The organism is Photobacterium sagamiensis (genome assembly GCF_050337085.1).
Classification (GTDB): Bacteria; Pseudomonadota; Gammaproteobacteria; order Enterobacterales; family Vibrionaceae; genus Photobacterium; species Photobacterium sagamiensis.
Genome location: NZ_JAKJSP010000032.1, coordinates 59,765 through 84,258, shown reverse-complemented (window position 1 = coordinate 84,258; position 24,494 = coordinate 59,765). Strand labels below are relative to the sequence as shown.

At 45.3% G+C, this 24,494-nt stretch carries 23 protein-coding genes, 1 pseudogene and 1 riboswitch; of the genes and pseudogenes, 9 read left to right on the top strand and 15 right to left on the bottom strand.

What is annotated here, in order from left to right; all coding sequences use genetic code 11:
- Positions 1-285: pseudogene (locus L4D76_RS16380) on the top strand (IS4 family transposase); the annotation flags it as partial.
- Positions 286-346: 61 nt separating this feature from the next.
- On the opposite strand, the gene L4D76_RS16375 reads toward L4D76_RS16380, so the two are convergent.
- Together L4D76_RS16375 and L4D76_RS16370 are read right to left on the bottom strand one after the other, a co-directional pair.
- On the bottom strand, positions 347-925 hold the full coding sequence (locus tag L4D76_RS16375; RefSeq protein ID WP_428441968.1) for a thymidine kinase: 579 nt from the start codon (positions 923-925) through the stop codon (positions 347-349).
- Between the two features lie 178 nt (positions 926-1,103).
- On the bottom strand, positions 1,104-2,699 hold the full coding sequence (locus tag L4D76_RS16370) for a Na+/H+ antiporter NhaC family protein (RefSeq protein ID WP_428441967.1): 1,596 nt from the start codon (positions 2,697-2,699) through the stop codon (positions 1,104-1,106).
- Positions 2,700-2,797: 98 nt separating this feature from the next.
- A riboswitch (Lysine riboswitch) is annotated at positions 2,798-2,980 on the bottom strand.
- 368 nt (positions 2,981-3,348) lie between these two features.
- On the opposite strand from L4D76_RS16370, the gene L4D76_RS16365 reads away from it, so the two are divergent.
- Complete coding sequence (locus tag L4D76_RS16365) at positions 3,349-3,744, top strand: H-NS family histone-like protein (RefSeq protein WP_428441966.1); 396 nt, start codon at positions 3,349-3,351, stop codon at positions 3,742-3,744.
- Between the two features lie 414 nt (positions 3,745-4,158).
- Here L4D76_RS16365 and L4D76_RS16360 read toward each other — a convergent pair whose 3' ends face one another.
- Together L4D76_RS16360 and L4D76_RS16355 are read right to left on the bottom strand one after the other, a co-directional pair.
- Entirely contained in the window at positions 4,159-5,130 is a 972-nt protein-coding gene (locus L4D76_RS16360; RefSeq protein WP_428441965.1) for a lytic murein transglycosylase, read from the bottom strand.
- 9 nt (positions 5,131-5,139) lie between these two features.
- The gene (locus L4D76_RS16355; protein ID WP_428441964.1) at positions 5,140-5,418 is read right to left on the bottom strand and encodes a YcgL domain-containing protein; all 279 of its coding nucleotides are present in this window, start codon (positions 5,416-5,418) and stop codon (positions 5,140-5,142) included.
- Between the two features lie 223 nt (positions 5,419-5,641).
- On the opposite strand from L4D76_RS16355, the gene minC reads away from it, so the two are divergent.
- The 3 genes from minC to minE are packed head-to-tail and all read left to right on the top strand — an operon-like array spanning position 5,642 to position 7,406.
- A complete protein-coding gene (minC, locus tag L4D76_RS16350; RefSeq protein ID WP_428441963.1) occupies positions 5,642-6,304 on the top strand; it encodes a septum site-determining protein MinC in 663 nt (220 codons plus the stop codon).
- A 22-nt stretch (positions 6,305-6,326) separates the two neighbouring features.
- Positions 6,327-7,139, top strand: a complete 813-nt coding sequence (minD, locus tag L4D76_RS16345; protein ID WP_428441962.1) for a septum site-determining protein MinD — start codon at positions 6,327-6,329, stop codon at positions 7,137-7,139.
- 6 nt (positions 7,140-7,145) lie between these two features.
- Positions 7,146-7,406 (top strand): cell division topological specificity factor MinE, encoded by a 261-nt coding sequence (gene minE, locus L4D76_RS16340; protein WP_428441961.1) that lies wholly within the window; start codon positions 7,146-7,148, stop codon positions 7,404-7,406.
- 61 nt (positions 7,407-7,467) lie between these two features.
- On the opposite strand, the gene rnd is transcribed toward minE, so the two are convergent.
- The 6 genes from rnd to yoaA form a co-directional block, all read right to left on the bottom strand.
- On the bottom strand, positions 7,468-8,598 hold the full coding sequence (gene rnd / locus L4D76_RS16335) for a ribonuclease D (RefSeq protein ID WP_428441960.1): 1,131 nt from the start codon (positions 8,596-8,598) through the stop codon (positions 7,468-7,470).
- Between the two features lie 391 nt (positions 8,599-8,989).
- Positions 8,990-10,681, bottom strand: coding sequence for a long-chain-fatty-acid--CoA ligase FadD (gene fadD, locus L4D76_RS16330; protein WP_428441959.1), 1,692 nt, complete (start codon positions 10,679-10,681; stop codon positions 8,990-8,992).
- Between the two features lie 183 nt (positions 10,682-10,864).
- Entirely contained in the window at positions 10,865-11,773 is a 909-nt protein-coding gene (locus L4D76_RS16325; protein WP_428441958.1) for an alpha/beta fold hydrolase, read from the bottom strand.
- Between the two features lie 307 nt (positions 11,774-12,080).
- A complete protein-coding gene (locus L4D76_RS16320; RefSeq protein WP_428441957.1) occupies positions 12,081-12,362 on the bottom strand; it encodes a hypothetical protein in 282 nt (93 codons plus the stop codon).
- A 67-nt stretch (positions 12,363-12,429) separates the two neighbouring features.
- Positions 12,430-13,131, bottom strand: coding sequence for a tRNA (adenosine(37)-N6)-threonylcarbamoyltransferase complex dimerization subunit type 1 TsaB (tsaB, locus tag L4D76_RS16315; RefSeq protein ID WP_428441956.1), 702 nt, complete (start codon positions 13,129-13,131; stop codon positions 12,430-12,432).
- Positions 13,132-13,146: 15 nt separating this feature from the next.
- A complete protein-coding gene (gene yoaA / locus L4D76_RS16310; protein WP_428441955.1) occupies positions 13,147-15,090 on the bottom strand; it encodes a DNA repair helicase YoaA in 1,944 nt (647 codons plus the stop codon).
- Between the two features lie 227 nt (positions 15,091-15,317).
- Between yoaA and purU the strand changes: the two genes are divergently transcribed.
- Positions 15,318-16,151, top strand: coding sequence for a formyltetrahydrofolate deformylase (purU, locus tag L4D76_RS16305; protein ID WP_428441954.1), 834 nt, complete (start codon positions 15,318-15,320; stop codon positions 16,149-16,151).
- A 57-nt stretch (positions 16,152-16,208) separates the two neighbouring features.
- Here purU and L4D76_RS16300 read toward each other — a convergent pair whose 3' ends face one another.
- Positions 16,209-16,799, bottom strand: coding sequence for a VOC family protein (locus L4D76_RS16300; RefSeq protein WP_428441953.1), 591 nt, complete (start codon positions 16,797-16,799; stop codon positions 16,209-16,211).
- 428 nt (positions 16,800-17,227) lie between these two features.
- Here L4D76_RS16300 and argS point away from each other — a divergent pair, with 428 nt between their 5' ends.
- Together argS and L4D76_RS16290 are read left to right on the top strand one after the other, a co-directional pair.
- Positions 17,228-18,958, top strand: coding sequence for an arginine--tRNA ligase (gene argS / locus L4D76_RS16295; RefSeq protein WP_428441952.1), 1,731 nt, complete (start codon positions 17,228-17,230; stop codon positions 18,956-18,958).
- A gap of 316 nt (positions 18,959-19,274) precedes the next feature.
- Entirely contained in the window at positions 19,275-20,294 is a 1,020-nt protein-coding gene (locus L4D76_RS16290; protein WP_428441951.1) for a GGDEF domain-containing protein, read from the top strand.
- Positions 20,295-20,411: 117 nt separating this feature from the next.
- Here L4D76_RS16290 and L4D76_RS16285 read toward each other — a convergent pair whose 3' ends face one another.
- Positions 20,412-21,017, bottom strand: a complete 606-nt coding sequence (locus L4D76_RS16285; protein WP_428441950.1) for a DUF924 family protein — start codon at positions 21,015-21,017, stop codon at positions 20,412-20,414.
- A 188-nt stretch (positions 21,018-21,205) separates the two neighbouring features.
- Between L4D76_RS16285 and L4D76_RS16280 the strand changes: the two genes are divergently transcribed.
- Positions 21,206-21,634, top strand: coding sequence for an HIT domain-containing protein (locus tag L4D76_RS16280; protein ID WP_428441949.1), 429 nt, complete (start codon positions 21,206-21,208; stop codon positions 21,632-21,634).
- A gap of 74 nt (positions 21,635-21,708) precedes the next feature.
- Here the strand turns inward: L4D76_RS16280 and L4D76_RS16275 are convergent, their stop codons facing one another.
- Genes L4D76_RS16275 through L4D76_RS16265 form a run of 3 tightly spaced genes read right to left on the bottom strand, consistent with a single transcriptional unit; the run spans position 21,709 to position 24,448 of the window.
- A complete protein-coding gene (locus L4D76_RS16275) occupies positions 21,709-21,951 on the bottom strand; it encodes a FeoC-like transcriptional regulator (RefSeq protein WP_428441948.1) in 243 nt (80 codons plus the stop codon).
- On the bottom strand, positions 21,948-24,221 hold the full coding sequence (gene feoB, locus L4D76_RS16270; protein ID WP_428441947.1) for a Fe(2+) transporter permease subunit FeoB: 2,274 nt from the start codon (positions 24,219-24,221) through the stop codon (positions 21,948-21,950). Before feoB ends, L4D76_RS16275 begins: the two co-directional genes overlap by 4 nt.
- The gene (locus tag L4D76_RS16265; protein WP_428441946.1) at positions 24,221-24,448 is read right to left on the bottom strand and encodes a FeoA family protein; all 228 of its coding nucleotides are present in this window, start codon (positions 24,446-24,448) and stop codon (positions 24,221-24,223) included. The genes feoB and L4D76_RS16265 overlap by 1 nt, the downstream gene beginning before the upstream one ends.
- Positions 24,449-24,494: the final 46 nt, after the last annotated feature.

The following is a 24,494-nucleotide window of genomic DNA, read 5'->3' as shown; positions in this document are numbered from 1 at the left end:
GCTTATAACCTCTTGAGATATAAGATGGTATTGATGGCTAGTAGTTTAAAAGGAGTCTTTCCCAATCAACTCAGTTTTCATGGGGCGGCATTGCATATTGTTCATGAGTTAACGCAGTTGCCATTTGTGACACCAGGGAACATACCGAAACAAGTAATGGTACTAGAAGAGATCGCGAAGCAGTTTATTTTACCTGCTAGAAGAGAACGAAGTTACCCTAGAGTATTGAAGTGCTCAAAAAACCGATATCCCGTTAGAAAAAACAATGCCGCTCACGTTAAGTGAACGGCATTAAGCTTACGCTTCCTTTTTTTATTCAAACCTGTTTCCTGAGCCGAAACCTGTTCTAACGACCCAATGCTTCTTTATAGTGTTTACGACAAACGGAAACATAACGGTCATTACCGCCAATTTCAACTTGATCACCATCAGCAATGGCCTGACCAGACTCGTCCTGACGGATCACCATATTTGCTTTACGGCCACAATGACAAATCGTCTTAAGCTCGACCAGCTTATCGGCCCATGAAAGCAAATATCGGCTACCTTCAAATAGCTCACCACGGAAATCACTACGAAGACCGTAACATAATACCGGCACATGCAGTTTATCGACGACTTCGGTTAACTGGTAAACCTGATCTTTTGTCAGGAACTGGCACTCATCAATCAATACGCAGTCAATTTTGGATTCACGGTGCAAGGCTTGCAGTTTTTCCCAGAGATCATCTTCGCGAGTATATAACTCCGCATCTTCTTGTAAACCGATCCGAGAGCTGACCTTGCCCTGACCAAATCGGTTATCAATCGCCGCGGTGAAGATCACCGGTAACATACCGCGTTCGCGATAATTAAAAGATGATTGTAATAATGTCGTCGATTTACCCGCATTCATTGCTGAGTAGTAGAAATACATCTGGGCCATGAGGCTCCCCAAAGACTGAAAAACTGCCGAAATGCTACAGAAATTAGCACGGAAATGAAAGGAGATCCCGCATAGAAAATAAGGAATGCAGATGCATCGCTTTTAACTCAAAATCACTTGGCAAGATAAAAAAAAGCCTGCGAAAACATCGCAGGCTTCATCGCAGATTATGGATCTGTTATACGTTTGCAGTAGCACCTATTGGGCGGCGAGAGAGCCACGATAGCATTACACAAACCACAATAAATGTGATGGTTGCGGCCATAAATGACACTGCCAGTGAACCCGTCATGCCCAGCACCAAGAAACCAATGGCCGACACCAAAGCGACCGAAAGCGCGTAAGGTAGCTGAGTCGATACATGATCAATATGGTGACAACGAGCACCGGTTGAAGACAGTATTGTGGTATCAGAAATCGGAGAACAATGGTCACCGAAAACCGAACCTGCCAGAACCGCACTTAACATCGGCAATAGCAAAGCAATCTCTGTCGCGGCAGATAAATCACCTGCAATCGGTAACATAATACCAAAAGTACCCCAAGAAGTTCCTGTTGAGAACGCCATAATACCTGATAGCAAGAACAGGATAACGGGTAGCATCGTTGGGTCAATATTGCCTTGTACCAGCGTAGACAAATACTTTCCGGTCGCCATATCGCCGATTACGCTACCGATACTCCAGGCGAACAACAGGATCAGAATGGCACCAAACATCGATTTAGCACCGATCCACAATGTTTTCACGACCTCAGCCATCGGGATTTTCTGACGCAAGACAGGAATAAGCGCCGACACCAAACCAAAGAAACCACCGTAACATAGCGATTTACCCACATCGGTATTTTCAAAAGCACCCAGAATATTGAACGCAATACCATCCGCTTCCAGAGCCTGATAACCCGTATAAATCATAAAGAAGAAAGTGGAGAGGATCAGAATCACAATCGGCATAACCAGATCAGCAACACGGCCATGCTCACTTTCTTCGATTTCCAGCTCATCATTCAGATCTTTAGCCTGACTGTTATCATCACCTTCATCGAACCCATAACCATGACTTGCCTCTACTTCATGCTTTTTCATGGCGCCAACATCGATTTGGAACCAAGCAACAGCAAAAACCATCAGCAGAGCAAATACGGCATAGAAATTCATTGGTGCCAGCTGCAAGAATGCACTTAATGCTGAATATTCAGTCACACCATGTGACACCAGAATGCCACCAATAACGGTAATGATATAAGCGCCCCAGCTGGATGCCGGCATTAATACACACATAGGTGCAGCCGTTGAATCCAGAATATAAGCCAGTTTAGCGCGTGAAACATAGAAGCGGTCAGTGACCGGGCGAGAAATCGAACCTACCGCCAGGCTATTAAAATAGTCATCAACGAAAATGAAAACACCTAAAAATGCAGCCAGGAGCTTCGCACCACGTTTAGTTTTAATCTTGGTTTGTGCCCATTCGGCAAATGCGCGTGTACCACCCGATAAGGTCAGTAATGCCGTCATCATTCCCAGTAAAACCAGGAATACCACGATACTCATGTTCCAGCTATTAATGGCACCATCTTCGATGAATACGCTTTTGACTGTTGTTAACAAGTAATCTGCGGTGGCCCCTGCAGAGAAATCGGTTAATAACAGTGCGCCTAATACGACACCAACACCTAAAGAAACCAATACTTTACGTGTAAGGACAGCCAATACTAATGCCACTAAAGGCGGTAAAAGCGAAATGGAAGAATGGGAAAAATCTACAATATTCATGATCTCTACTACAACCGATATTGGTCGGAGATCTACTGCTGAACACGGGAATAACCGTGATTAGATGAGTATAAGGAAAGAAGATAAACCTCTCCCGACCCCACAGTAGCGCTCCATAGTTAATGTAATTTATACTATGGCAGTGTTGCCCCTATTTGGTGACAACCCCAGCAAGAAGGCTTGATAAACCTTTCTAACTTCGGCATTGGCTCCTTTCGCAAACTATCATCGGAATCACCCTACAGCTTGCTACTTATAGACAATGCGCCTCTACCCTTAGTCAAGGAATGGTTCATTCTACGGAATGTCGACTCTTTTGCAACAACTTAAAGTGAAAGATTTCACACAAATAGTGAATAATATTGCCGAAGTGGTGAGTTTTTAACCACAAAATCCAAATTTGAATACGATTATTATGAAATGGCGGACATTTATATATAGCGATGAATCACATTTTGGTTGATATTTCCAAACCAAAATGTGATTACATTTTTTCATAATTGAGAATTCATTCGACAAACGAACATTATTTAATTATTAAACAAATAAATTGTTTGGCACTGACGCTATAAAAGTATTATTATTGATAAATATTGCTTTTTGACTGCTATTATTAATGTGGCAAGTTTGAAATTAACAGGAAATAAAAATGTCTGATGTAATGAAAGCGCTATTAAACCTTCGCAGCCTTCGCGCACTTTCTCGCGAATATACACTTGAGCAACTACAAGAAGCTCTGGAAAAACTACAAACAGTCGTTACTGAACGTGAAGAATCTGAAGCGGAAGATATCGCTAAAGAAAATGAGCGTAACGAAAAGCTGGATCATTACCGTGAAATGCTTCTGGCTGATGGTATCGACCCAGAAGAATTACTTTCTAGCCTAGCTAAAGCACCAAAAGCTAAGCGTGCTTCACGTCCAGCAAAATATAAATTCATCGACGAAAACGGTGAAGAAAAAACGTGGACAGGCCAAGGCCGTACACCAAGTTCATTGAAGAAAGCGTTAGATGCCGGTCAATCTATTGATGATTTCGAAATCTAATAGGCTGTATACCAGTTGAATAAAAGCCCGGCTATCACGCCGGGCTTTCTATATTCAGTAAAAGCATTTTCATTTAATAACTATCTACTACTACTTTAGGGTTAATCACCTGTCACTCAGACAATTCACGCAGCCACAAATAATCTCAATACTCATTGATGATGTTAATAATAGCCATTAAAAACCCCGCGAAATGAGCTGACAAGCTTTTAGCAAGATAAAAAACATTTTATCCGTACACGGCTACTCCTACTCATCAGCTCAACCGTATGATATTGAAATTAAAGAAAATTTTACATCAACAAATCTCATGAAGAAGAAACGGTAACATGCTGACAAACGATCAGACACAACGAAAAAGAGCCAGGTATTAATGCCTGGCTCTATCTCTTTTTAAAATCAAAAAATCAAAGGTTATCGAATTCGGTCTGCGAGATGACTCACCGCTAAAGCAAAATAATGCGAACGATTCCAGCTTAATAGGGTTTGATAATTACCATAAATCAGATATGCACGCCCTCGTTGATCATCAGGTTGAATAAGCCATGCGTCAATATTAACCTTTGGTAGGGCTTGTCCATTTATTTTCCTGACTCCTAGCTTCTGCCATTCATCTAAAGGTCTCGCTTTTTCCTTTTCGACACCTTTAAATGATGCGCTTATTCCTGCCGGGAATTTAACCTGTCTTCCCCAGGTATATTCATCATTCCAGCCCGACATCTTCAGATAATTTGCCGCTGAGGCAAAAACATCCTCTTCGCTCTGCCAGATATCAATACGTCCGTCATTATTTCCATCGACAGCATAGGCAAGAAAAGATGTCGGCATAAACTGGGGTTGCCCCATCGCACCTGCCCATGAACCTTTCATCTCTTGTGGCGCAATATGACCGTCATCCAGAATCGTTAATGCCGCCATGACTTGCTTGCGAAAAAATGTTTCACGACGCCCTTCATAAGCCAGAGTAGAAAGCGCTTCGATCACATTGTAATTTCCCATCAAGCGGCCAAAGTTGCTTTCAACCCCCCATAACGCGACAATGAACCTTGGCTGAACACCATATTCACGTCCAATCCTATCCAGCGTCGGTTTATGCTCCTGGTATAAACGATTAGCCTGCTTTACTTTCCAATCAGGTACCGCGCGTGGGATATATTCATCCAACGTCAGCTTTTTCTCAGGCTGATTCTTATCTGCCTTAACTGCACGCTCTGTATATTTAATGCCTTCGAAAGCAGAGTTGATTATCGATTCTGAAATTCCATGCTCACGAGCTTCAGCTTTAAGCTCAAGTACATATTCGTCAAACCCTTCATCAGCCGCAAAAGCTGCAGAAGAGATTCCTAATCCTATGGCCACCAAGGCCGATATCAAACGCTTATGCATAGTTACCTTTTACGAATTAAGTTCAGCTTTCGCTGCCTTATGTTGTGTGAGTAAATTTGTCACTGGTGGTGGTATCTGCAGATAATAACCAACCGTCGCTAACGCCTCTTTGACCTTCTCGGCATCAGCCAGTGCTAACTTACGCCCTTCCAGCTTTAACACCATAACGAACTGCGGCGTGCCAAACGTTGCCATCAGAGATTCTGGTACATCAGAAAAATCATCTTTTTTATTGATATATAAATACGTATTTTCTTTTTTGGAGCTTTTATAAATTGAACTAAACATCAAAATAGCCTGTTTGTTAAAGCTTTCATCTTTTTCAGACACTGATTTTTGTAAATCATTCCCTCAAAGCACTAACTTAAAGGCCGTGCAGATGAGACGCTTGTCTGAAATTCCAACGCTAGGGCAAGGATAACTTGCCGATACAACCTTTGGAATATACCATGCAAGTACCTTTATGATAACGTACCTAATTGGCTAATTTAACGTCAGTCATATAATAATCATGACCAAATCGCCAGAATTAAAGGGGAGCTCATTCACGCTCTCGGCCCTGCATTTAGTTGATGGGGATATAAAACAGGCAACTGACCACCTAAAAGACAAAGTGAGTCAAGCGCCTAGCTTCTTCGCCTCTGCTCCTGTGGTAATCGATATTACCCATGCAGGCAGTCAGATCGACTTCAAACAGCTTAAAGCTGGTGTCGAGGATGCGGGTATGATCCCGGTAGGTATTAGCGGCAGTAAAGATCCTTACTTACAGACACAAGCAAAATCAGCAGGTTTTGCTATCATGAATGCTGCACGTCAGGCGCAAGCGGCAGAAAAAGCCATGGATCCAACGAGAATCGTTCGTACCCCTGTTCGCTCAGGTCAGCAAATATACGCGAAAAACTGCGATCTCGTTGTGATGAGCCACGTTAGTGCAGGCGCCGAAATCATTGCTGATGGCTGTATTCATGTCTATGGCGTGTTACGGGGTCGGGCTATTGCCGGCGCAAGCGGCCAACAGCAAGCAACCATTTTCTGCCAGAACTTACAATCAGAGCTGATTTCCATTGCAGGTAACTACTGGCTCAGTGATAAAATCCAAGAAGAATTCTGGGGTAAAGGTGTCGTTATCTCACTTGCTGAAAATAATTTAAACATAGAGCACCTTGCTCTATAACGTTTGATAAGGAATTTAATAGATGGCACGTATTATCGTTGTTACCTCGGGCAAAGGTGGCGTTGGTAAAACAACATCCAGTGCGGCAATCGCATCAGGTCTCGCCCTTGCAGGAAAAAAAACCGCTGTTATCGATTTCGATATTGGTCTACGTAACCTTGACCTCATCATGGGTTGTGAACGCCGCGTCGTATATGATTTTGTTAATGTCATTAATGGCGAAGCAAACCTCAATCAGGCACTGATCAAAGATAAGCGCGTTGATAATCTGTTTGTACTTCCAGCATCTCAAACTCGCGATAAAGACGCATTAAGTAAAGAAGGCGTTGAGCGTGTTCTGAATGATCTCGATGAAATGGGCTTTGATTTTGTTATCTGTGATTCACCTGCAGGTATCGAAACCGGTGCATTAATGGCGCTTTATTTTGCTGATGAAGCCATTGTCACCACGAATCCGGAAGTCTCCTCGGTTCGAGACTCCGATCGAATTCTGGGGATCTTAGACTCAAAATCTCGTCGCGCTGAAAATTCAGACCAGCCTGTTAAACAACATCTTCTGTTAACTCGCTATAATCCGGCCCGTGTCACTCTGGGCGATATGCTAAGCGTAGAAGATGTGGAAGATATCCTGCATATTCCGTTACTGGGTGTTATTCCTGAAAGCCAGGCGGTTCTGAATGCCTCTAACAAAGGTGAACCGGTTATTTTTGACAAAGAGTCAGATGCATGTTCGGCATATGAAGATACTGTTGGACGCTTACTGGGCGAGGAACGCCCATTCCGTTTCTTAGAGGAAGAGAAAAAAGGCTTCCTAAAACGTTTATTTGGAGGCTAATTTATTATGGCTTTGCTAGAGTTCTTCCGCCCCAAAAAAACAACGACGGCTAGTGTGGCGAAGGAAAGGCTGCAAATTATCGTCGCTGAGCGCCGCTCTGCGGGTCAAAGTGCGCCTTCTTACTTGCCTCAGTTAAAAAAAGATATTCTGGACGTTATTCGCAAATATGTGGATATCACGCCAGAGCAGGTAAGTGTGAACCTGGATCAAAAAGAAGAAGATCTGTCGGTTCTGGAATTAAACGTCACCCTGCCAGAAGACAAATAATAAAAAATCCCCTGAAGCGAACCTTCAGGGGATTTCTACTATTTGACACTACCTGGCGGATTTATTTGTCTAACTTTTCCAGTAATGGTAGTACGCGCTCTTCAAACAATGGCTTACGCCATGTTTTCAGCATGTCAGGCAATTTGTCTGCTGATTTTTGATATTTCCACACCCATGAAATAAGCTGGTTCACCTGCTTTTTCGATGCCAAAAATTCTGGTGCCAACCCCGTTTCTGCCTCTACCCGGGTAACTTCATCTTTGATCTGTTTCACAATTTGCTTATAACCCGGCAAATCAACCAGGCGAACAATTTTTTCCGGGTACTGTTCTGGCAAAATGTTTTCAGCGTCATGCACTATTTTCGACAAACGCCCAGCATGGCGTTGGATCTCCATGCTATCGAAACCTTCTTTAGCCATCACAGTTTTTGATGTGATGTTGTAACGCGCTAATTTCCAGATATGTAATTCTTTAACAATAAAGTTTAGCGCGATGTCCCGTTTACGCGCTTCCAGTACCCGCCACTTAGCCACTTGCTGCAATACCGCAAGCTGCTTAGGACTCAGCTGCCAGGCATTTTTCACCTTAAGATAAACTTTATCTGGATCAACGGGTTGAACGCGTTTCAACATCAGAGATGAACACTCTTGCTCTAATGCTTTCATCCAGCCTTTCGCTTGTACCTGTTCAATCAGCTTTTCATAGAGCGGTAGTAAATAGAAGACATCAGCCGCGGCATAATCAAGCTGTTTTGCCGTTAAAGGACGTGCTAACCAGTTGGTTCTGGCCTCACCTTTATCAAGCTCAACACCCAGATACTCATTGACGAGTGTCCCGAAGCCCGTTGAAATCCCGTGGCCCAAAAAGGCAGCCATCAGTTGCGTATCTACCATTGGTTCCGGCAGACAACCTGCATGGTACTGGAATACTTCCAGATCTTCTCCACAGGCATGCAAGGCTTTAGTCACGGACTTATCTTGTAACAGATCCCACAATGGTGTCATATCATCAATTTCGAGTGGATCTATAAGCGCAAGATTGTCGCCATCGAACATTTGAATCAAACCAAGCTTTGGATACAAGGTACGCGTACGTACAAATTCGGTATCCAGCATCACAACTGAGTGAGTGCGGGCATGTTCGCAAATAGACTCTAAACGCTGGGTAGTCGTTATTATTTCAAAATTCACAGCAGACCTTATTTAGCTGACATATTTAGTAGGCATGGCTTTTAGTTGATTAGATATGCAACTAAAACCAAATCAGAAGGTAATTCTCGCCGCTATTTCGTACAAGAACGAAAAAATTGAAATTTGAATACGTGACAAACCACATCACATTCTTTTCTATCAAGGTCGTTACTATACGAAATAGTAATGAGCTAGCACCCGATTCTATGACTAACTCAATCTTCACAGCCAAAGACCGCCAAGACTAAGCAGCCACATGATAGAAGAGCTTATCTCAAGCTATCATTTTATAAACAAAAAGTGCCGACTATAGTAGCCGGCACTTAATTGTAACCTGAATTAACCGTAACGCACTTGGTTTTTAATACACTAGTTCATTAATTGCTTTCCGTTACGCTTCTTGCTCTTTAGCCTTTTTCTCGGACTCTTCACGCAACGCACGTCGTAAGATTTTGCCTACGTTGGATTTTGGCAATTCATCACGGAACTCGACAATTTTAGGCACTTTATAACCCGTCAGATGTTCACGGCAATGCATCAGCAGCTCATCACGGGTCAGGCTAGGGTCGCGCCTGACAACACAAATCTTCACCAGTTCACCCGAAACATCGTGTGGCTGGCCGATAGCGGCAACTTCAAGTACTTTGCCATGTAAGGCGACGACATCTTCAATTTCGTTCGGGTAAACATTGAAACCGGAGACTAAGATCATGTCTTTCTTGCGATCGACGATGTGAAGGAAGCCTTCGTCATCAAAACGTACAATGTCACCGGTCGATAACCAGCCGTCATCCGTCAACACTTCTTTCGTGGCTTCCGGACGCTGCCAATAGCCTTTCATGACCTGCGGGCCACGCACTTGCAGCTCACCGGTTTGATCGTTGCTTAAGACGTTTCCTTCATCATCGATAATTCGCACATCAGTAGATGGTACCGGCAGACCAATGGAACCGTTATACTCAACCAAATCATATGGGTACGCAGCCACCAGCGGTGAACATTCCGTTAAGCCATAACCTTCCAGCAAGTAATTGCCTGTGATGCTTTTCCACTTTTCAGCCACCGCACGCTGAACTGCCATACCACCGCCGACCGATAAACGAAGCTTACTGAAATCCAATTCATGAAAGTCTTCATTATTGAGCAGAGCATTAAATAACGTATTCACCCCCGTTAATGCAGTGAATGAATAACGCTGTAGCTCTTTAACAAAAGTAGGAATATCACGCGGGTTAGTGATCAGCAGATTCTGTCCACCGATTTCAATAAACAGTAAGCAGTTCACGGTCAAAGCAAACACGTGGTACAGCGGTAATGCTGTCACGATCAGCTCACGACCTTCAGTGAGAACCGGACCATATGCCCCTTTGGCCTGCATCAAGTTCGCCAGCATATTGCGATGCGTCAGAATCGCACCTTTGGCCACCCCAGTCGTACCACCGGTATATTGTAAGAATGCGGTATCATCGCCAGACATAAACGGCTTCACATACTGCATGCGACGCCCCTTTCTCAAGGCGGCACGCATTGATGTCGCATGAGGCAGGTGATACTTGGGCACCATCTTTTTGATGTACTTCACCACAAAATTGACCACGGTGCCTTTCGGGCGGGACAACTGATCACCCAGGCTGGTTAAGATAACGTGCTGAACGCCTGTTTTCTTAACAACCATTTCCAGGGTGTGGGCAAAGTTCGAAACAATAACAATGGCTTTTGCACCCGAGTCATTCAATTGATGCTCAAGCTCGCGCGGGGTATAGAGCGGATTTACGTTTACGACAACGCATCCGGCACGGAGAATACCAAACAGCGCGATGGGATATTGGAGCAGGTTCGGCATCATTACCGCAACACGATCACCTTTTTTCAGTTTCAGATCGTTCTGTAGGTAAGCGGCAAAGGCACGGCTACGCTCTTCCAGTTTGCGGAAGGTCATGACCTGGCCCATGTTAATAAACGCGGTTTGGTCGGCAAACTTATGGACCGATTGCTCAAACATATCGACCAGCGATGAGTATAAATCAGGGTTGATTTCTGCCGGTACTTCTTCCGGATAGCGGTTAAGCCAAACCTTATCCACTTGCACTCTCCTTACTTTATTCTGGCGCTATCGCCACTTTCTATGAGGTAGTTCAAACAATTGTTTACACCCGCACGACAGTGCAGGTAACAAAAATTCAACGCACATCAATTAGACCAATCACTCTAAAATCAAAGTGACTATAATAATATTGCTCTAAATAGCAATAGAGCATTCTGAACATCAAAATCTGGCGGTAAACATCAAGATATAACGACAAACATCTTGCGGACTTTCCATATGGCAGTGATGACCACCTTTCACCTGTACTTGCCTGAACCGCTGAAACCAGCTCTTCTCCGGCCCTGTCCGTTGCAGGTGGGAGAAACCTTGATCACCAACAATGGATAAAACCGGACATTGGATCTGTGACATTAAGGCTTGCGCATGTTCTGCCACCATACGATAAAGCGAGTCACAGCGTAGCCTGTCATCATGACGCCAATACCAATGCTCGCCATCAGTCTCCGTTCCTCTTACGACCAGTGGCAATAAGCAAGACTCAGGTAATCGATTGACCGTACAACGTAAATCGAGCGCTTCCTGCAACGCATTCATTTTACGTACTGGCCGTCTGGCAACACGCTGACGATGACGCTGGCGGCTTTCGATGCCTTGTTGCAAACGAGCTGCCGCGTTATTGGCTGGCTCATATAACGGAGCCAGCCCTTCAATCATGACCACGCCCGCTACCTTGTCAGGAAAAGCAGCGGCATAACAACCGGCAATCAGCGCGCCGAGCGAATGGCCCACTAAATACAATGAGGATGCCGACAGCAGTTCAACGATCTGGTGCAGATCGTCAATATAATCAAAAAAATGATAATAGTTATCTGCATCGCGTTTATCAGAATAACCATGTCCCGGCCAGTCAATCGCAACAAGATGGAAATGTCTTGCTAATGACCCAAATAACGCATCAAAACTGGCAGCATTATCTTGCCAGCCATGCAGCAGCAACAGCGTCGGTTTTTGCACGCCACTGCCACCCTCTGCAGGCGGAACCTGCACTTCATTAGCTGGGTTTTGAAACGAACAAAGCCCGGCCAGCTGTTTTTCGGCTAGCTGGAAAAAAGTGTTATACATCACCATGTCGTCTCTATGACAGATTATTGGGTTGCGCGCTGATGGATGCCACCCTGGTTTTTCAGCCTGCGTTTAAGGCTAGCTGACATGCTTGCGCAGCCTATCATAAACACTGTAGACAGCCCAAGAAATAGCTTTATAAACATCAGGTTCTCCATCATAAATGTTCAATATGCGGCCAGCGGTCTACTATACCAATCTGGTCATAACAATCAGCCAAAGCGGCGAGTGATCGTCCGTAAAAAATGTAACAAGGGTACTTATCAATGGGGGGGAATAAATCAGGGATCACATCAGTGTTCACAATGTCAGTTCACACGTAAACATCAACGCCCATCAGGTTAGAAAATTCATCTTTTCTATTTTGATACATCACGCCCAGATACGATTCAAGCGCTTCCCGATTATTCCCTTCGGGTTGATCATATTGAATGTGGGCATGAGCATCGCGGATCGACTCAGGGCTGCGAACCGATTTAGATACCGCACTGGCGACCACGGTAGGCTGAGCAACGTCTGACGGTTGAGCCGGTGCTGAGACCCGCGGCTTATGCTGCGGATTTATCGAAGGTGGTAAGCGATGAATTGAAACCATAACGTCCCCCTGAGAACAACGAGCAGTGTGGTGCTTGATCTAGCCTGTTACTGCTCGTCTTTGAAATTTATTCCCGACCCGGCAGTTTCTTCCAGGTCACGGTATCACGCACATAAACCGGACTAGCTGCTTCAGGTGCTACTGCTTCGCCACGAGCAAGGGCGAACTTTGCAAGCAATACCATATCTTGAGAATCCGGATATAAGATTGTGCCTTTCTCAGTTTGGGCTTTCAGTTGACTGAGAGCGTCAGCATAACTTTCCCAACCTGTACCTGCCGTATACCAGATCCCAGATACAGTCTCAAATTCATTAACGAGAGTATCAGGTGCAATGACTTGCTCCGCACCAACCACTAGCCAGTCACCATTAGTCTGACGTTGATACTGGCCCCAGTAGATCTCTCCCATGCGGGCATCAATCGCAGTCAGTACTTGCTCGGCCTGATGCTTACGGAAGGTCCCCTGCGCCATTGTTGCTAACGTAGAAACGCCGACCATTGGCAGATCAGCACCGAAAGCTAAGCCTTGCGCTATACCAATACCAATACGCACACCCGTGAAACTACCCGGGCCACGGCCGAAAGCTAATGCATCAAGCTGATTTAATTTTACACCGCCTTCTGCCAGTACGGTATCAACCATTGGCAAAATTTTTGTTGTATGTTCACGTGGCGCATATTCGCAACGTGAGATAACTTCATCGCCCATAAGTAAGGCAACAGAACAATTTTCAGTTGCGGTATCGACCGCAAGAATTTTGGTGCTCATTCAAGCCTCTGAATGCTAATCGTCACAGTGAATGGCTGTAGTTTCACCATTCACTTGTGACAGAAACTGCCCGACACCACTGATATTCCGCGTACGCGGGATCGGCGGCAGGCTTCTTAAAAATACCGCGCCATACGGACGCGTTACCAGTCGATTGTCGCAAATTACCAGTACACCTTTATCCCGCTTATCACGGATCAGGCGTCCTACACCCTGTTTCAGGGTGATCACGGCATCTGGTATCTGGACTTGCGAAAACGGGTCACCACCTCGCAGGCGGCAATCCTCTATTCGCGCTTTTAGCAACGGATCATCCGGTGCAGTAAAAGGCAATTTGTCGATAATAACACAGCTAAGGGCCTGGCCTCTAACATCAATCCCCTCCCAGAAAGCACCGGTAGCAACTAACAGAGCATTCCCCCGCTCTAAATATTCGGCCAGTAACTTCTGCTTGGTCGTTTCACCTTGTACTAACACCGGTAATTCAAGCTTTGCGCGAAAACCTTCAGCCAAATCACGAACCATCTGGTGAGACGTACAGAGAAAGAAACAGCGGCCATTATTTTCTACAATCAATGGCGTCAACATGTCCACCAGCTGATCGGCAATACCAAAGCTATTTGGCTCAGGCAGAAAACGAGGCACACACAGCAAAGCCTGCTGCTGATAATCAAACGGACTTTCCAATGAGAACTGCTGTTTCGGCTCCAGCCCCAGTCGGTGGCTGAAATGGCTAAAATCGTTATCAACGGCCAGCGTCGCGGAGGTGAAGATCCATGCACCTTTCTGTTGCTGCATCTGTTCACGGAATTTTTCTGCCACAGACAAAGGCGTGATATGCAACGTAAAATGACGGGGCGTACATTCAAACCAATAGGAATAGCCCGTGATAGTGGTATCGCACAAGCGAGCCAGACGAGCTTTTAATAAGGTTGCCCGTTCAAATGCGGCATCTAACAACTGACTGCGACCCAAAACCAACTTCAGTACATCATAAGTTAAATCAAGGGCGTCATTTAACCGGGTCAGCTCTCGCTGGATCACGGGGCTTTTTACCGCATCTCGCCAATTGCCACGAAAGCCCGGTTCGCCAAGTACGATACGTAAATCGAATGCTGCCTGAGCCAGTCGGTCAGCGGTCTTTTGCAGTTGGCGCATGTCTCTGGCTTCAGTGCGATAGCCAATTTCGACATCTTTCGCCAACTCCTGCACCTGGCGACTGGATAAGCTTTGGCCGAAATACTGGCAGGCAATATCTGGCATCTGATGGGCTTCATCAAAGATAAAAACATCAGCTTCAGGGATCAGCTCACCGAATCCGGTCTCTTTAATTGCTAAATCGGCCAGAAAGAGGTGATGATTCACCACCACGACATCTGATTCCATGGCTTTACGACGCGCTTTAACCACAAAGCAATCTTCATAAGACGGACATTCCCGTCCAAGGCAATTGTCGTTGGTAGAGGTAACCATCGGAATAACCGGGCTGTCCTCGGCTATGGCATCACACTCGCCCAAATCACCACTTTTGGTCGATGATGCCCAGCTGCGAATTTTAACCAACTGGCTAAGCAGCGTAGGGTCGACATGAGTACCATGACTTTCGGTCACTTGCCGACTAAGGCGATCGAGACACAAGTAGTTAGATCGCCCTTTTAACAGTGACACTCGCCCGGTAAAACCAAGCGCATCGGCCATCAGCGGTAAATCACGGTGGAACAGCTGTTCCTGTAAGTTTTTCGATCCGGTGCTGATTATGATTTTTTTCCCACTGACCAGCGCAGGCACCAGATAGGCAAATGTTTTACCTGTTCCCGTGCCCGCTTCAACCACCAGTTGAGTCTGCTCGCGAATAGCATCATCGACAGCTTGTGCCATATCAATTTGCGGTTGTCGAGCTTGAAAGCCGGGAAGGGCTTTGTCCAACGCGCCTCCAGAGGCGAAAAACTTGGCAATCATGATGTTAAAACTATTGGTTATTTATACAGTACAATGCTGAGCATTATGCCAAGTTTGTCTGCCGCCGACCATGATTAATTCAACAAGGCGTTACCCGTTCTTTCTGCTTAGCTAAACGCATACAAGTTGTATTCACTTACGTGATAATTCAATTATCTTTTGACCCTGTAATAAATAAAAGGTAAATAGGAAGGAGTCGAATTTAAAAATACCGTTCAAGGAAGACCATGGAAAAGAAAACCCTGCTCACCGATTGCCCTGATGCCGTCGGCCTTATTTCAAAGATCACCAACATCTGCTACAAGCACCAACTTAACATCGTACATAACAACGAGTTTGTTGATAACACCAATAAACAGTTCTTTATGCGTACCGAATTAGAAGGCTATTTCAACAATGAAACCTTCTTGGCAGATCTTGACCACGCCCTACCGGCAGGAAGCCACCGTAGTTTAGTGAGTTCAGCACGCAAACGCATCGTGATCATGGTGACCAAAGAAGCCCATTGTATCGGTGATATTTTAGTGAAAGCGTATGACGGCACGCTGGATGTAGAGATCGCGGCAGTTGTCGGGAACTACGACACATTAGGCAAATTAACAGAAAAGTTTGATATTCCGTTCCATCACGTTAGCCACGAAGGGCTAAGCCGTGAAGAACATGAAGAGAAGCTACTTGTTGCAATCCAGCAATACGAGCCGAATTACGTGGTACTCGCAAAATACATGCGCATTTTAACGGCCAATTTTGTCACTCAGTTCCCACACCAAATCATTAATATTCACCACAGTTTCCTGCCGGCATTTATTGGCGCGAAACCGTATCTGCAAGCCTTCGAGCGCGGTGTGAAAATTATCGGTGCCACCGCACACTTTGTTACCAATGATCTCGATGAAGGGCCAATCATCACCCAGAGCGTGATCCCGGTTGACCATAATTTCAGTGCCAATGACATGGCACGCTCGGGCCGTGATGTCGAAAAGTCAGTACTCAGTAAGGCGCTCGGTTTAGTGCTCGATGATCGGGTCTTTGTTCGCGGTAATAGAACAGTGATACTCTAGGTACGCGTATCGAGTTGCGAGAATCCTTAAACTCGCAACTCGTAACTCGCGTCTGAGTTATACTTCTTCGCTCTCAATCACGTCCTTCAGCGAGCAAGGATGTAGCTTAATGCACACCCCGTTTTTCTTAAACGCATAAGTCGGATTCGGTAAACGCTCTTTTTCACCCGATGGTGAGCTAGCTTTAACTTTAATCCCTTTATCTGCCATTAACGCCCACTGCTGTTCAAGCTGAGGGAAAGCCTGCTCCAATACCACTTTCAATTGATCGGTATTACCTGCTTTTGCCGGGATCACAAACTCTACATGCTCCCACCCTTCTTGCGGATAGGCTTTATCACCAGGATAGGGTAATTCCAGGCATTCAATCACCCAGTTACCCACCTGAACCGGCTGGTGAAAACCAATCACAATAATCGGTCTGCCATTGATAATATTATTCGACCACTCTTCACCATAAGCGAGCCACGCCTGATGCAGCGCTTCTGCCATTTTCCTGTCATTTACCCGCAGTGCAATATGGTCAGCCTGATATTGTTCAAGAGAAAGGCCCAATTCACTGGCCAGCGCCATAACTCGCGCCATGAAGGCAGGTAAATCCACCAGCATTTGTTCAGGGTGAAGACCAGCTTCTGTCAGCTTCTGCATGTTTTTTCTCCAATTAATGTTGTATCAGGGGGCTAACGCATAATTATCCACAGTTTAGCTCCCAACGGAACCCTCAGCCACGCCACCACAGACCTTGTAGCATCTTGATCCATGCATAATTTTCATCAAGCCCTTAGAGCAAAAAAAAAATCGCAAACAATGGCCTTTTCGGGTTGCCAAAGTACCTAACTATGTGGGTATTATTAGGAAATACTATTTGTGTATTCAAGATACCACCTCTGACTCAAGAGGATGCCCCGTCAAAAATACTCACGAGCTCTTCATTTGCATTAATAACAGTGAATTAATGTAACAACTTTCGTGACTATTTTTGACGGTTTTTGCTTACTGGCAACTCTTGAATACTGTAACGTTTTTGCCTCACTAATGAATACATTAGCGTTACAAACGATTTAAAGGATCAGCGTGTGAACATTCAAGCACTAATTAATGACAAAGTATCTCAGGCATTAGAAGCCGCAGGCGCACCAGCAGGTAGCCCGGCAGCTGTACGTCAGTCTGCAAAGGCGCAGTTTGGTGATTACCAGGCGAACGGTGTAATGGGCCTAGCAAAAAAATTAGGCACTAACCCTCGCGAGTTTGCACAGAAAGTTATCGATGTTCTGGATCTTGACGGTATCGCTGAAAAAGTAGAAATCGCAGGTCCTGGCTTTATCAATATCTTCCTATGCAAAAGCTGGCTTGCAGCACGTGCTGAAGAGGCACTGGCTGATGCACGTATTGGTGTTGCCACTGAAGAGCAACAAAATATTGTTGTTGACTACTCAGCACCAAACGTAGCGAAAGAAATGCACGTTGGTCACCTGCGTTCAACCATCATTGGTGACGCGGTTGTTCGTACTCTTGAGTTCTTAGGCCACAATGTTATCCGTGCTAACCACATCGGTGACTGGGGTACTCAGTTCGGTATGCTTATCGCAAACCTTGAACGCGTACAGAAAGAGACGGGTGAAGTTTCGATGGAACTTTCCGATCTTGAAGCGTTCTACCGTGAATCTAAAAAGATGTACGACGAAGATGAAGAGTTCGCAGCCCGTGCCCGTGGTTACGTGGTTAAACTGCAGGGCGGCGACGAATACTGTGCCGAAATGTGGAAGAAGCTGGTTGATGTTACGATGGTTCAGAACCAGCGTAACTATGATCGCCTGAACGTATCACTCTCTCGTGAGAACGTAATGGGTGAATCAATGTATAACGACATGCTGCCGGGCATTGTTGCTGATCTGAAAGAAAAGGGTCTGGCTGTTGAAAGTGACGGCGCGCAAGTGGTATTCCTGGACGAGTACAAGAACAAAGACGGCGATGCGATGGGTGTTATCATCCAGAAGCGTGATGGCGGCTTCCTGTACACAACCACTGATATCGCATGTGCTAAGTACCGCTACGAGCAGCTAAATGCTGACCGTGTACTTTACTTTATCGATTCACGTCAGCATCAGCACCTGATGCAAGCATGGTCTATCGTTCGTAAAGCGGGCTATGTACCTGAAGAGGTGACTCTTGAGCACCACGCATTCGGTATGATGCTTGGCAAAGATGGCCGTCCTTTCAAAACCCGTGCGGGTGGTACTGTGCGTCTGACGGATCTGCTTGATGAATCAGAGCTGCGCGCAGCTAAACTCATCGAGGAAAAGAACCCAACACTAGACGCTGAAGAAAAAGCAAACATTGCAAAAACCGTTGCAATGGCTGCAGTTAAGTATGCGGACCTGTCTAAGCACCGTACAACTGACTACATCTTCGACTGGGATAACATGCTGGCGTTTGAAGGTAACACAGCACCATACATGCAATACGCTTACACGCGTGTGGCTTCTATCTTCAAACGTGCTGACGTTGAGCTAGCAGATCTGACTCACCCTGTTGTTATCAACGATGAGAAAGAACAAGCGCTGCTGTCTGCACTTCTGCAATTTGAAGAAGCTGTACTGACAGTAGCTCGTGAAGGCCAGCCACACCTGATGTGTACCTACCTGTTCGAACTGGCAGGCAAGTTCTCTAGCTTCTACGAAGCATGCCCAATTCTAAATGCGGAAGAAGCTGTTAAGCAGAGCCGTCTGAAACTTGCTCTACTCACTGCGAACACAATTAAACAGGGTCTGGATCTGCTTGGTATCGAAACCCTTGAACGTATGTAATTAACCGTATGATTACAGCCTAATAATTTAAAGCCTTCTAGGGTAACCTTAGAAGGCTTTTTTGTGGCTGTTAGTATCATTATTGTTTATGTGATTTATTAAAAATATGATTACATACTAATAATTTAAAGCCTTCTGAGGTATCCTTAGAGGGTTTTTTGTAGCTGTGTATATCATTGTTATTGGTATAACAGATTGAGGCTAACCTTCTTCACGGTCATTTGTATCCGCTCAGGCAATCCAATGGATTCTGTTCAATCAGCGGTTTCACTATGACGAGTTTTTTATATTTGCTGCAACAAATGGAATTCGTGTTATGAGCAACGATAGTTTTGTGGAATCGACAAAAACGTTAAAAAAAACGGTTCCCTTAATGATCAAACACAAAGTACCGACGACGCCTACCAACTATGCACTTTGGTACACTTATGCAAAGCAACAACTCCCAATGCTCAACCAGGCAGTTGATCAGGGAATTGCCGAGCTAGGCCTCTGTACCCCAACTTTATGCGATACCCTCTATCAAGAGCATTTGGCTAGTCAGACCGATAAAGATATGGCTCAGTTAAAACAGAGCCTGACCGCGATGATGCAAGAGATCTCCCACAGCATGGCAGATACTCTATCGGATACAGAAGCATTTCAGGGCGTATTAACGAAGAGCTTCAGCAAGCTAGAAACAGCGGAACAAGATGGATTGTCACTAGAAGAAACCATGAAGCTGGTACGCGAGCTAGTTCGTGAATCCCGTCAGATACACACTTCAACCGGTACCTTTAAAGGGCAACTAAGCAGCACGCAACAAGAGATATCGTCCTTGCGTCAGGCGCTAATTGAAAGCCAGAAAGAAGCGAATGAGGATGCGTTAACCGGCATTTTAAACCGCCGCGCATTCGACCGTGATTTTCAAAATTACATCCAAAATGATACACCTCTCAGCCTGATCCTGTTAGATATCGACAGGTTCAAAAATTTTAACGATAGCTATGGCCATTTGCTCGGTGATCAGGTACTCAAAATCGTTGCCCGCAGACTTAAAGAAAGCTGCCGAGATTATGCCCAGGCCTATCGCTTTGGCGGGGAAGAGTTTGTGATAATCTTACCGCATAAAGTAAAGTCATCAGCCAGGCAGCAAGCCGAAACCCTGCGTCGCACTTTAGAAAAGATCTCGGTTCTGGACAAAAAATCGGGACAACGCATTAATTCGGTTACGGCTTCGTTTGGTGTAGCAGAAAGACTGGAGAATGAGCCGGGAGAAAGTATAATTGACCGTACCGATACATTTATGAATCAGGCAAAAAAACTCGGTCGTAATCGCGTAATGCCGCTTAGCTAATCCCTAGAACATTTCAAAATTCTGTTAGGCCATCCTCGTAAGCATGGCCTTGTTCCGTTATGACGTAATATGTGCCAGACAGAGGCCGGTATTATAACGATTGGTATTAAATCAAGACTATTGGCCAAATCGCTGACCACCGTTGTTCAACCACCGCAGCTCTTCCTGGGTCGATAAACGCCCCAAAGCGGCGTTACGGTGCGGGAAGCGGTCAAATTTCTTCACCACATCACGATGGCTGACGGCATACTGATAGAAGCCTTCAAAAATAATTGCATTTTCTGGTGAAATACCCTGGCGTAACTGGTTAAAGCAAAATACTGACTCTTCCTGATCTTCAATGGCTTCAGAATGCTCTAATGGCAAATAAAGAAACACCCGTTCGATTGGTGTTAGTTCTTCATCGCGGTTTTGAGCCAGTGATCGTTTACAAATGGCCTGTGCCAGCGAATCATAACGAAATGCGGCACTGAGTCCGCGATAAATATTACGGGAAAATTGATCAAGCAAAATGATCAGCGCAAGAGAGCCTTTCGCGGTCGTAGTCCAATGGCCTAATCCGCCACGGCCAGCCTGACTGACTAAGTGTTGAAACTTGTCGGCGATAAGCTTATCTGTCTCTTCTTCGCCTTTAAACCACAGGGCATTTTTGTCGGTTACTGTGACTTCTTTACCTAACTCACCAAACCAATAATCTAAGACTTGCTGATATTCATCCGCCATCTTTATCTCCACTTTTACAATAACAACCACAAACGCGTGTACCTGTATATTTGAATGGCCAGACTATTATCGCGATTGGTATATTTTATTTATCTAAAAGATAATGTCAGAATACCTAAGTACCTACCTTTAAAAATCAACAATGTTCCAGCTTGTGAGCAGCACTGTACTCTTAAGGAATATTTACAATGAGTTTCATTCTACACCCGCAATTAGCGACAGATACTACGATTTTAGGTGACTTACCACTGAGCCGGGTTCTGTTGTCCAAAGAGGCCCTAGGCCCGTGGTTGATCCTTGTACCTCGCAAAGATGATCTGACCGAGATCCATCACTTACCTGTTGACGAGCAGTACCAATTAATCCGTGAATCAAGTGCTGTAGCGGCTTTACTAGAAAGTGACTATCAGGCCGACAAAATTAACATCGGCGCACTCGGTAACCTGGTCCCGCAATTACATGTCCACCATATTGCGCGTTTCACCACCGACATTGCCTGGCCGGGTCCGGTTTGGGGCAACACCGATGGCACCCAGCGCAATGACGGACTACAACAAGCTTTAGCAGAAGAGCTACGTGATGAGTTGAACAATATAGACGGCTTTGTTGCAGCTTAAAATTTGATGTGCATCTGTTAGATAGCAAAAAGGCAACCGAGTGGTTGCCTTTTGTTTTCGAATGATCAACGTGATTATCGCATCACGGTTACCGACAGCTCGTTAGCATGTAAACAACGATACCAGACCTCTTTTGCTGATTGGCAACAATTATCACTGTCGCAGCCAACCAACTCTTTACCAACAGTGCCTTTGCGAACCCAAACATCGAGCATTGCTTCGACGCCATCTTCAGACATACCAAAATGAGTTGCCAGTTTTTTGCGGCTCGAGCGCCCATGTTGTTCAATATACTGCTTCAGCTGCTGAAGGATCATAATACAACCAACTCTTCTTGTTGTTTCTTACCCTGATGTCTAAACGCGACGAATAAACCGGCATTAATCAGAACAAAGAAGGCAATCCAAGACATACTGCTTACAGGGTGATCTGCGAAGTGCGCGGCTTGATAGAAAACAGTGGCAAAGGTATAAGCTAATAGCATTGTCCAGCCTGCGATAAACACAGAGAACTTCTGACCAAACTCACGCACATAAGCCCCCATCGCGGCAGCACAAGGCGTGTATAGCAAGATGAAAATCAAGTAAGCCATCGCGGCAGCAGAACTCACAAAGTGCGCTTGAATGTTACCAAAGATTGATTGGTCAACATCTTGCTCTTCTGCGGCTGCATTCAAGTCGTCTAGCTCACCCACAGTAATACCCAGCGGATCTGAGTAACTTAGATCCGCAAGGTTTGCCGGGATCGTTTCGACGGCTTCTCGAAGGCTACCTAATAAATCATATTCTGAATCTTCGCTACCAGAAGGCGCATAAAGGCTATTCAGCGTCCCAACTACCGCTTCTTTGGCAAAAATACCGGTAATGATACCCACGGTGGCAGGCCAGTTGTCTTCCTTCACACCGATTGGTGCTAGTACTGGCGTTACAATTTGCGCCGCTTTCGATAGTACTGAATTCTCAGAGTCTTCATTACCGAATGTACCGTCTGTACCCAGCGAGTTCAAGAAGCTCAAACAGGCAACCACGACCACGATAGTCTTACCGGCCCCCAAGACAAATCTCTTCAGTTTCTGCCAGGTCTTAATACCCACATTACGCATAGTCGGGAATTCATAATCTGGCATTTCCATGATGAAGCTATCGCTCTTACCGGGGTAAAGCGTGTGGCGCAGAATAATACCGGTCATCACTGCAGCCACAATACCCAGTAAGTAAAGGGCAAATACAACATTCTGACCATTTTCAGGGAAGAATGCCGCTGCGAATAACGCGTATACAGGCAGACGTGCACCACATGACATAAACGGTGCCATTGCCGCCGCCAGCTTACGCTCACGCTCCTGATCCAGAGTACGCGTTGCCATGATCGCTGGAACGGTACAACCAAAACCCAGTACCAATGGAACGAATGCCTTACCCGGCAGACCTACTTTCTGCATCACTTTATCAAGCACAAACGCAGCGCGAGCCATATAACCAGAGCTTTCTAATAACGCCAGGAACAAATATAAACATGCGATAACAGGAATAAAGGTCGCAACTGTCTGAATACCGCCACCGATACCATCAGCAATCACGGTTACCAACCACACGGGCAAATGTCCGTCTAATAGATAATGACCACCGTCGACAAGGATGGCACCAACGCTGATATCAAAAAAGTCGATAAATGCACTACCGATATTAATGGCGAACATAAACATCAGATACATCACGACAAAAAAGAATGGAATACCAAACGCGCGGTGTAAAAGAACGCTGTCAATTTTATCACTGATACTTCGGCTCAATTTGCCTTCTTGGCGGCGAACTTTCTGACAAAGCTGATGCAGGAATGTGTAACGAACATCGGCAACGTGAATATCTGGGTCGACATCCACTAACAATTTATTGCGGCTATTACATGCTTGGCTCTTATCGGCTTCAGATAATCCGTTAATAACCAAGGTATCATTTTCAAGCACACGAATAGCTTGTGAACGTGCTTTTAACTGGGCGTCAGAGAAAAGAACTTCAATATCAGAAATTGCCGCTTCAAATCGCTCACCGTAGTTAAGCAAAATGTCACTGGCCGCAACGCCTTGGGCCAGCATTTTGTGCAATCTGGTTTTAAACTCGCTAACCTGTTTTTGGTTATGTGCTGAGAGGGATAGCACAGGGCAACCAAGGGCTTTTTCCAGCGCTTTGATATCCAGAACCTGACGCTGGCGCTTTAACACATCCATTTTGTTCAATATCACCACCATTGGGCGGCCAAGCTCACGCAGCTGTAGAGTCATGTATAAACTGCGTTCTAAACAGGAAGCGTCAACAACATTAATAATGACATCAGCCGGTGTTGTTAAAATCGCACGAGAAGCGATTGCTTCATCTAAACTATTGGCGTCATTAGCACTGTCTAAATTGTAAATACCCGGTAGATCGGTCAGAGCAAAAGTGTCACCCGCGCATTGGTAATTACCAGTTTTTTTCTCAACAGTTACCCCAGCCCAGTTACCCACTTGTTGTTTAGCACCGGTAAGACCGTTAAATAATGTTGTTTTACCGCTATTCGGGTTACCTACGGTAAGAATGTTGTACTGCATTAGCGCACCTCTACATCAATATTCGCGGCAATTTGTTTACGAAGTGCTATATCAACACCACGTACCCGCACTTGAAGAGGATCACCAAGTGGGGCTAAACGAATAACGCTCACTTCAGTGTTAGGTAATAACCCCATAACCATTAGCTTTTTCCGGGTGGCGGCAGGGAGATCCGACATACCTGTCACGACTCCATTTACGCCGCGCGACAACTCTGACAGTTTCATACTAAATCGATACCTTAATAAGAATTATTAGCATTTCTATATGCAA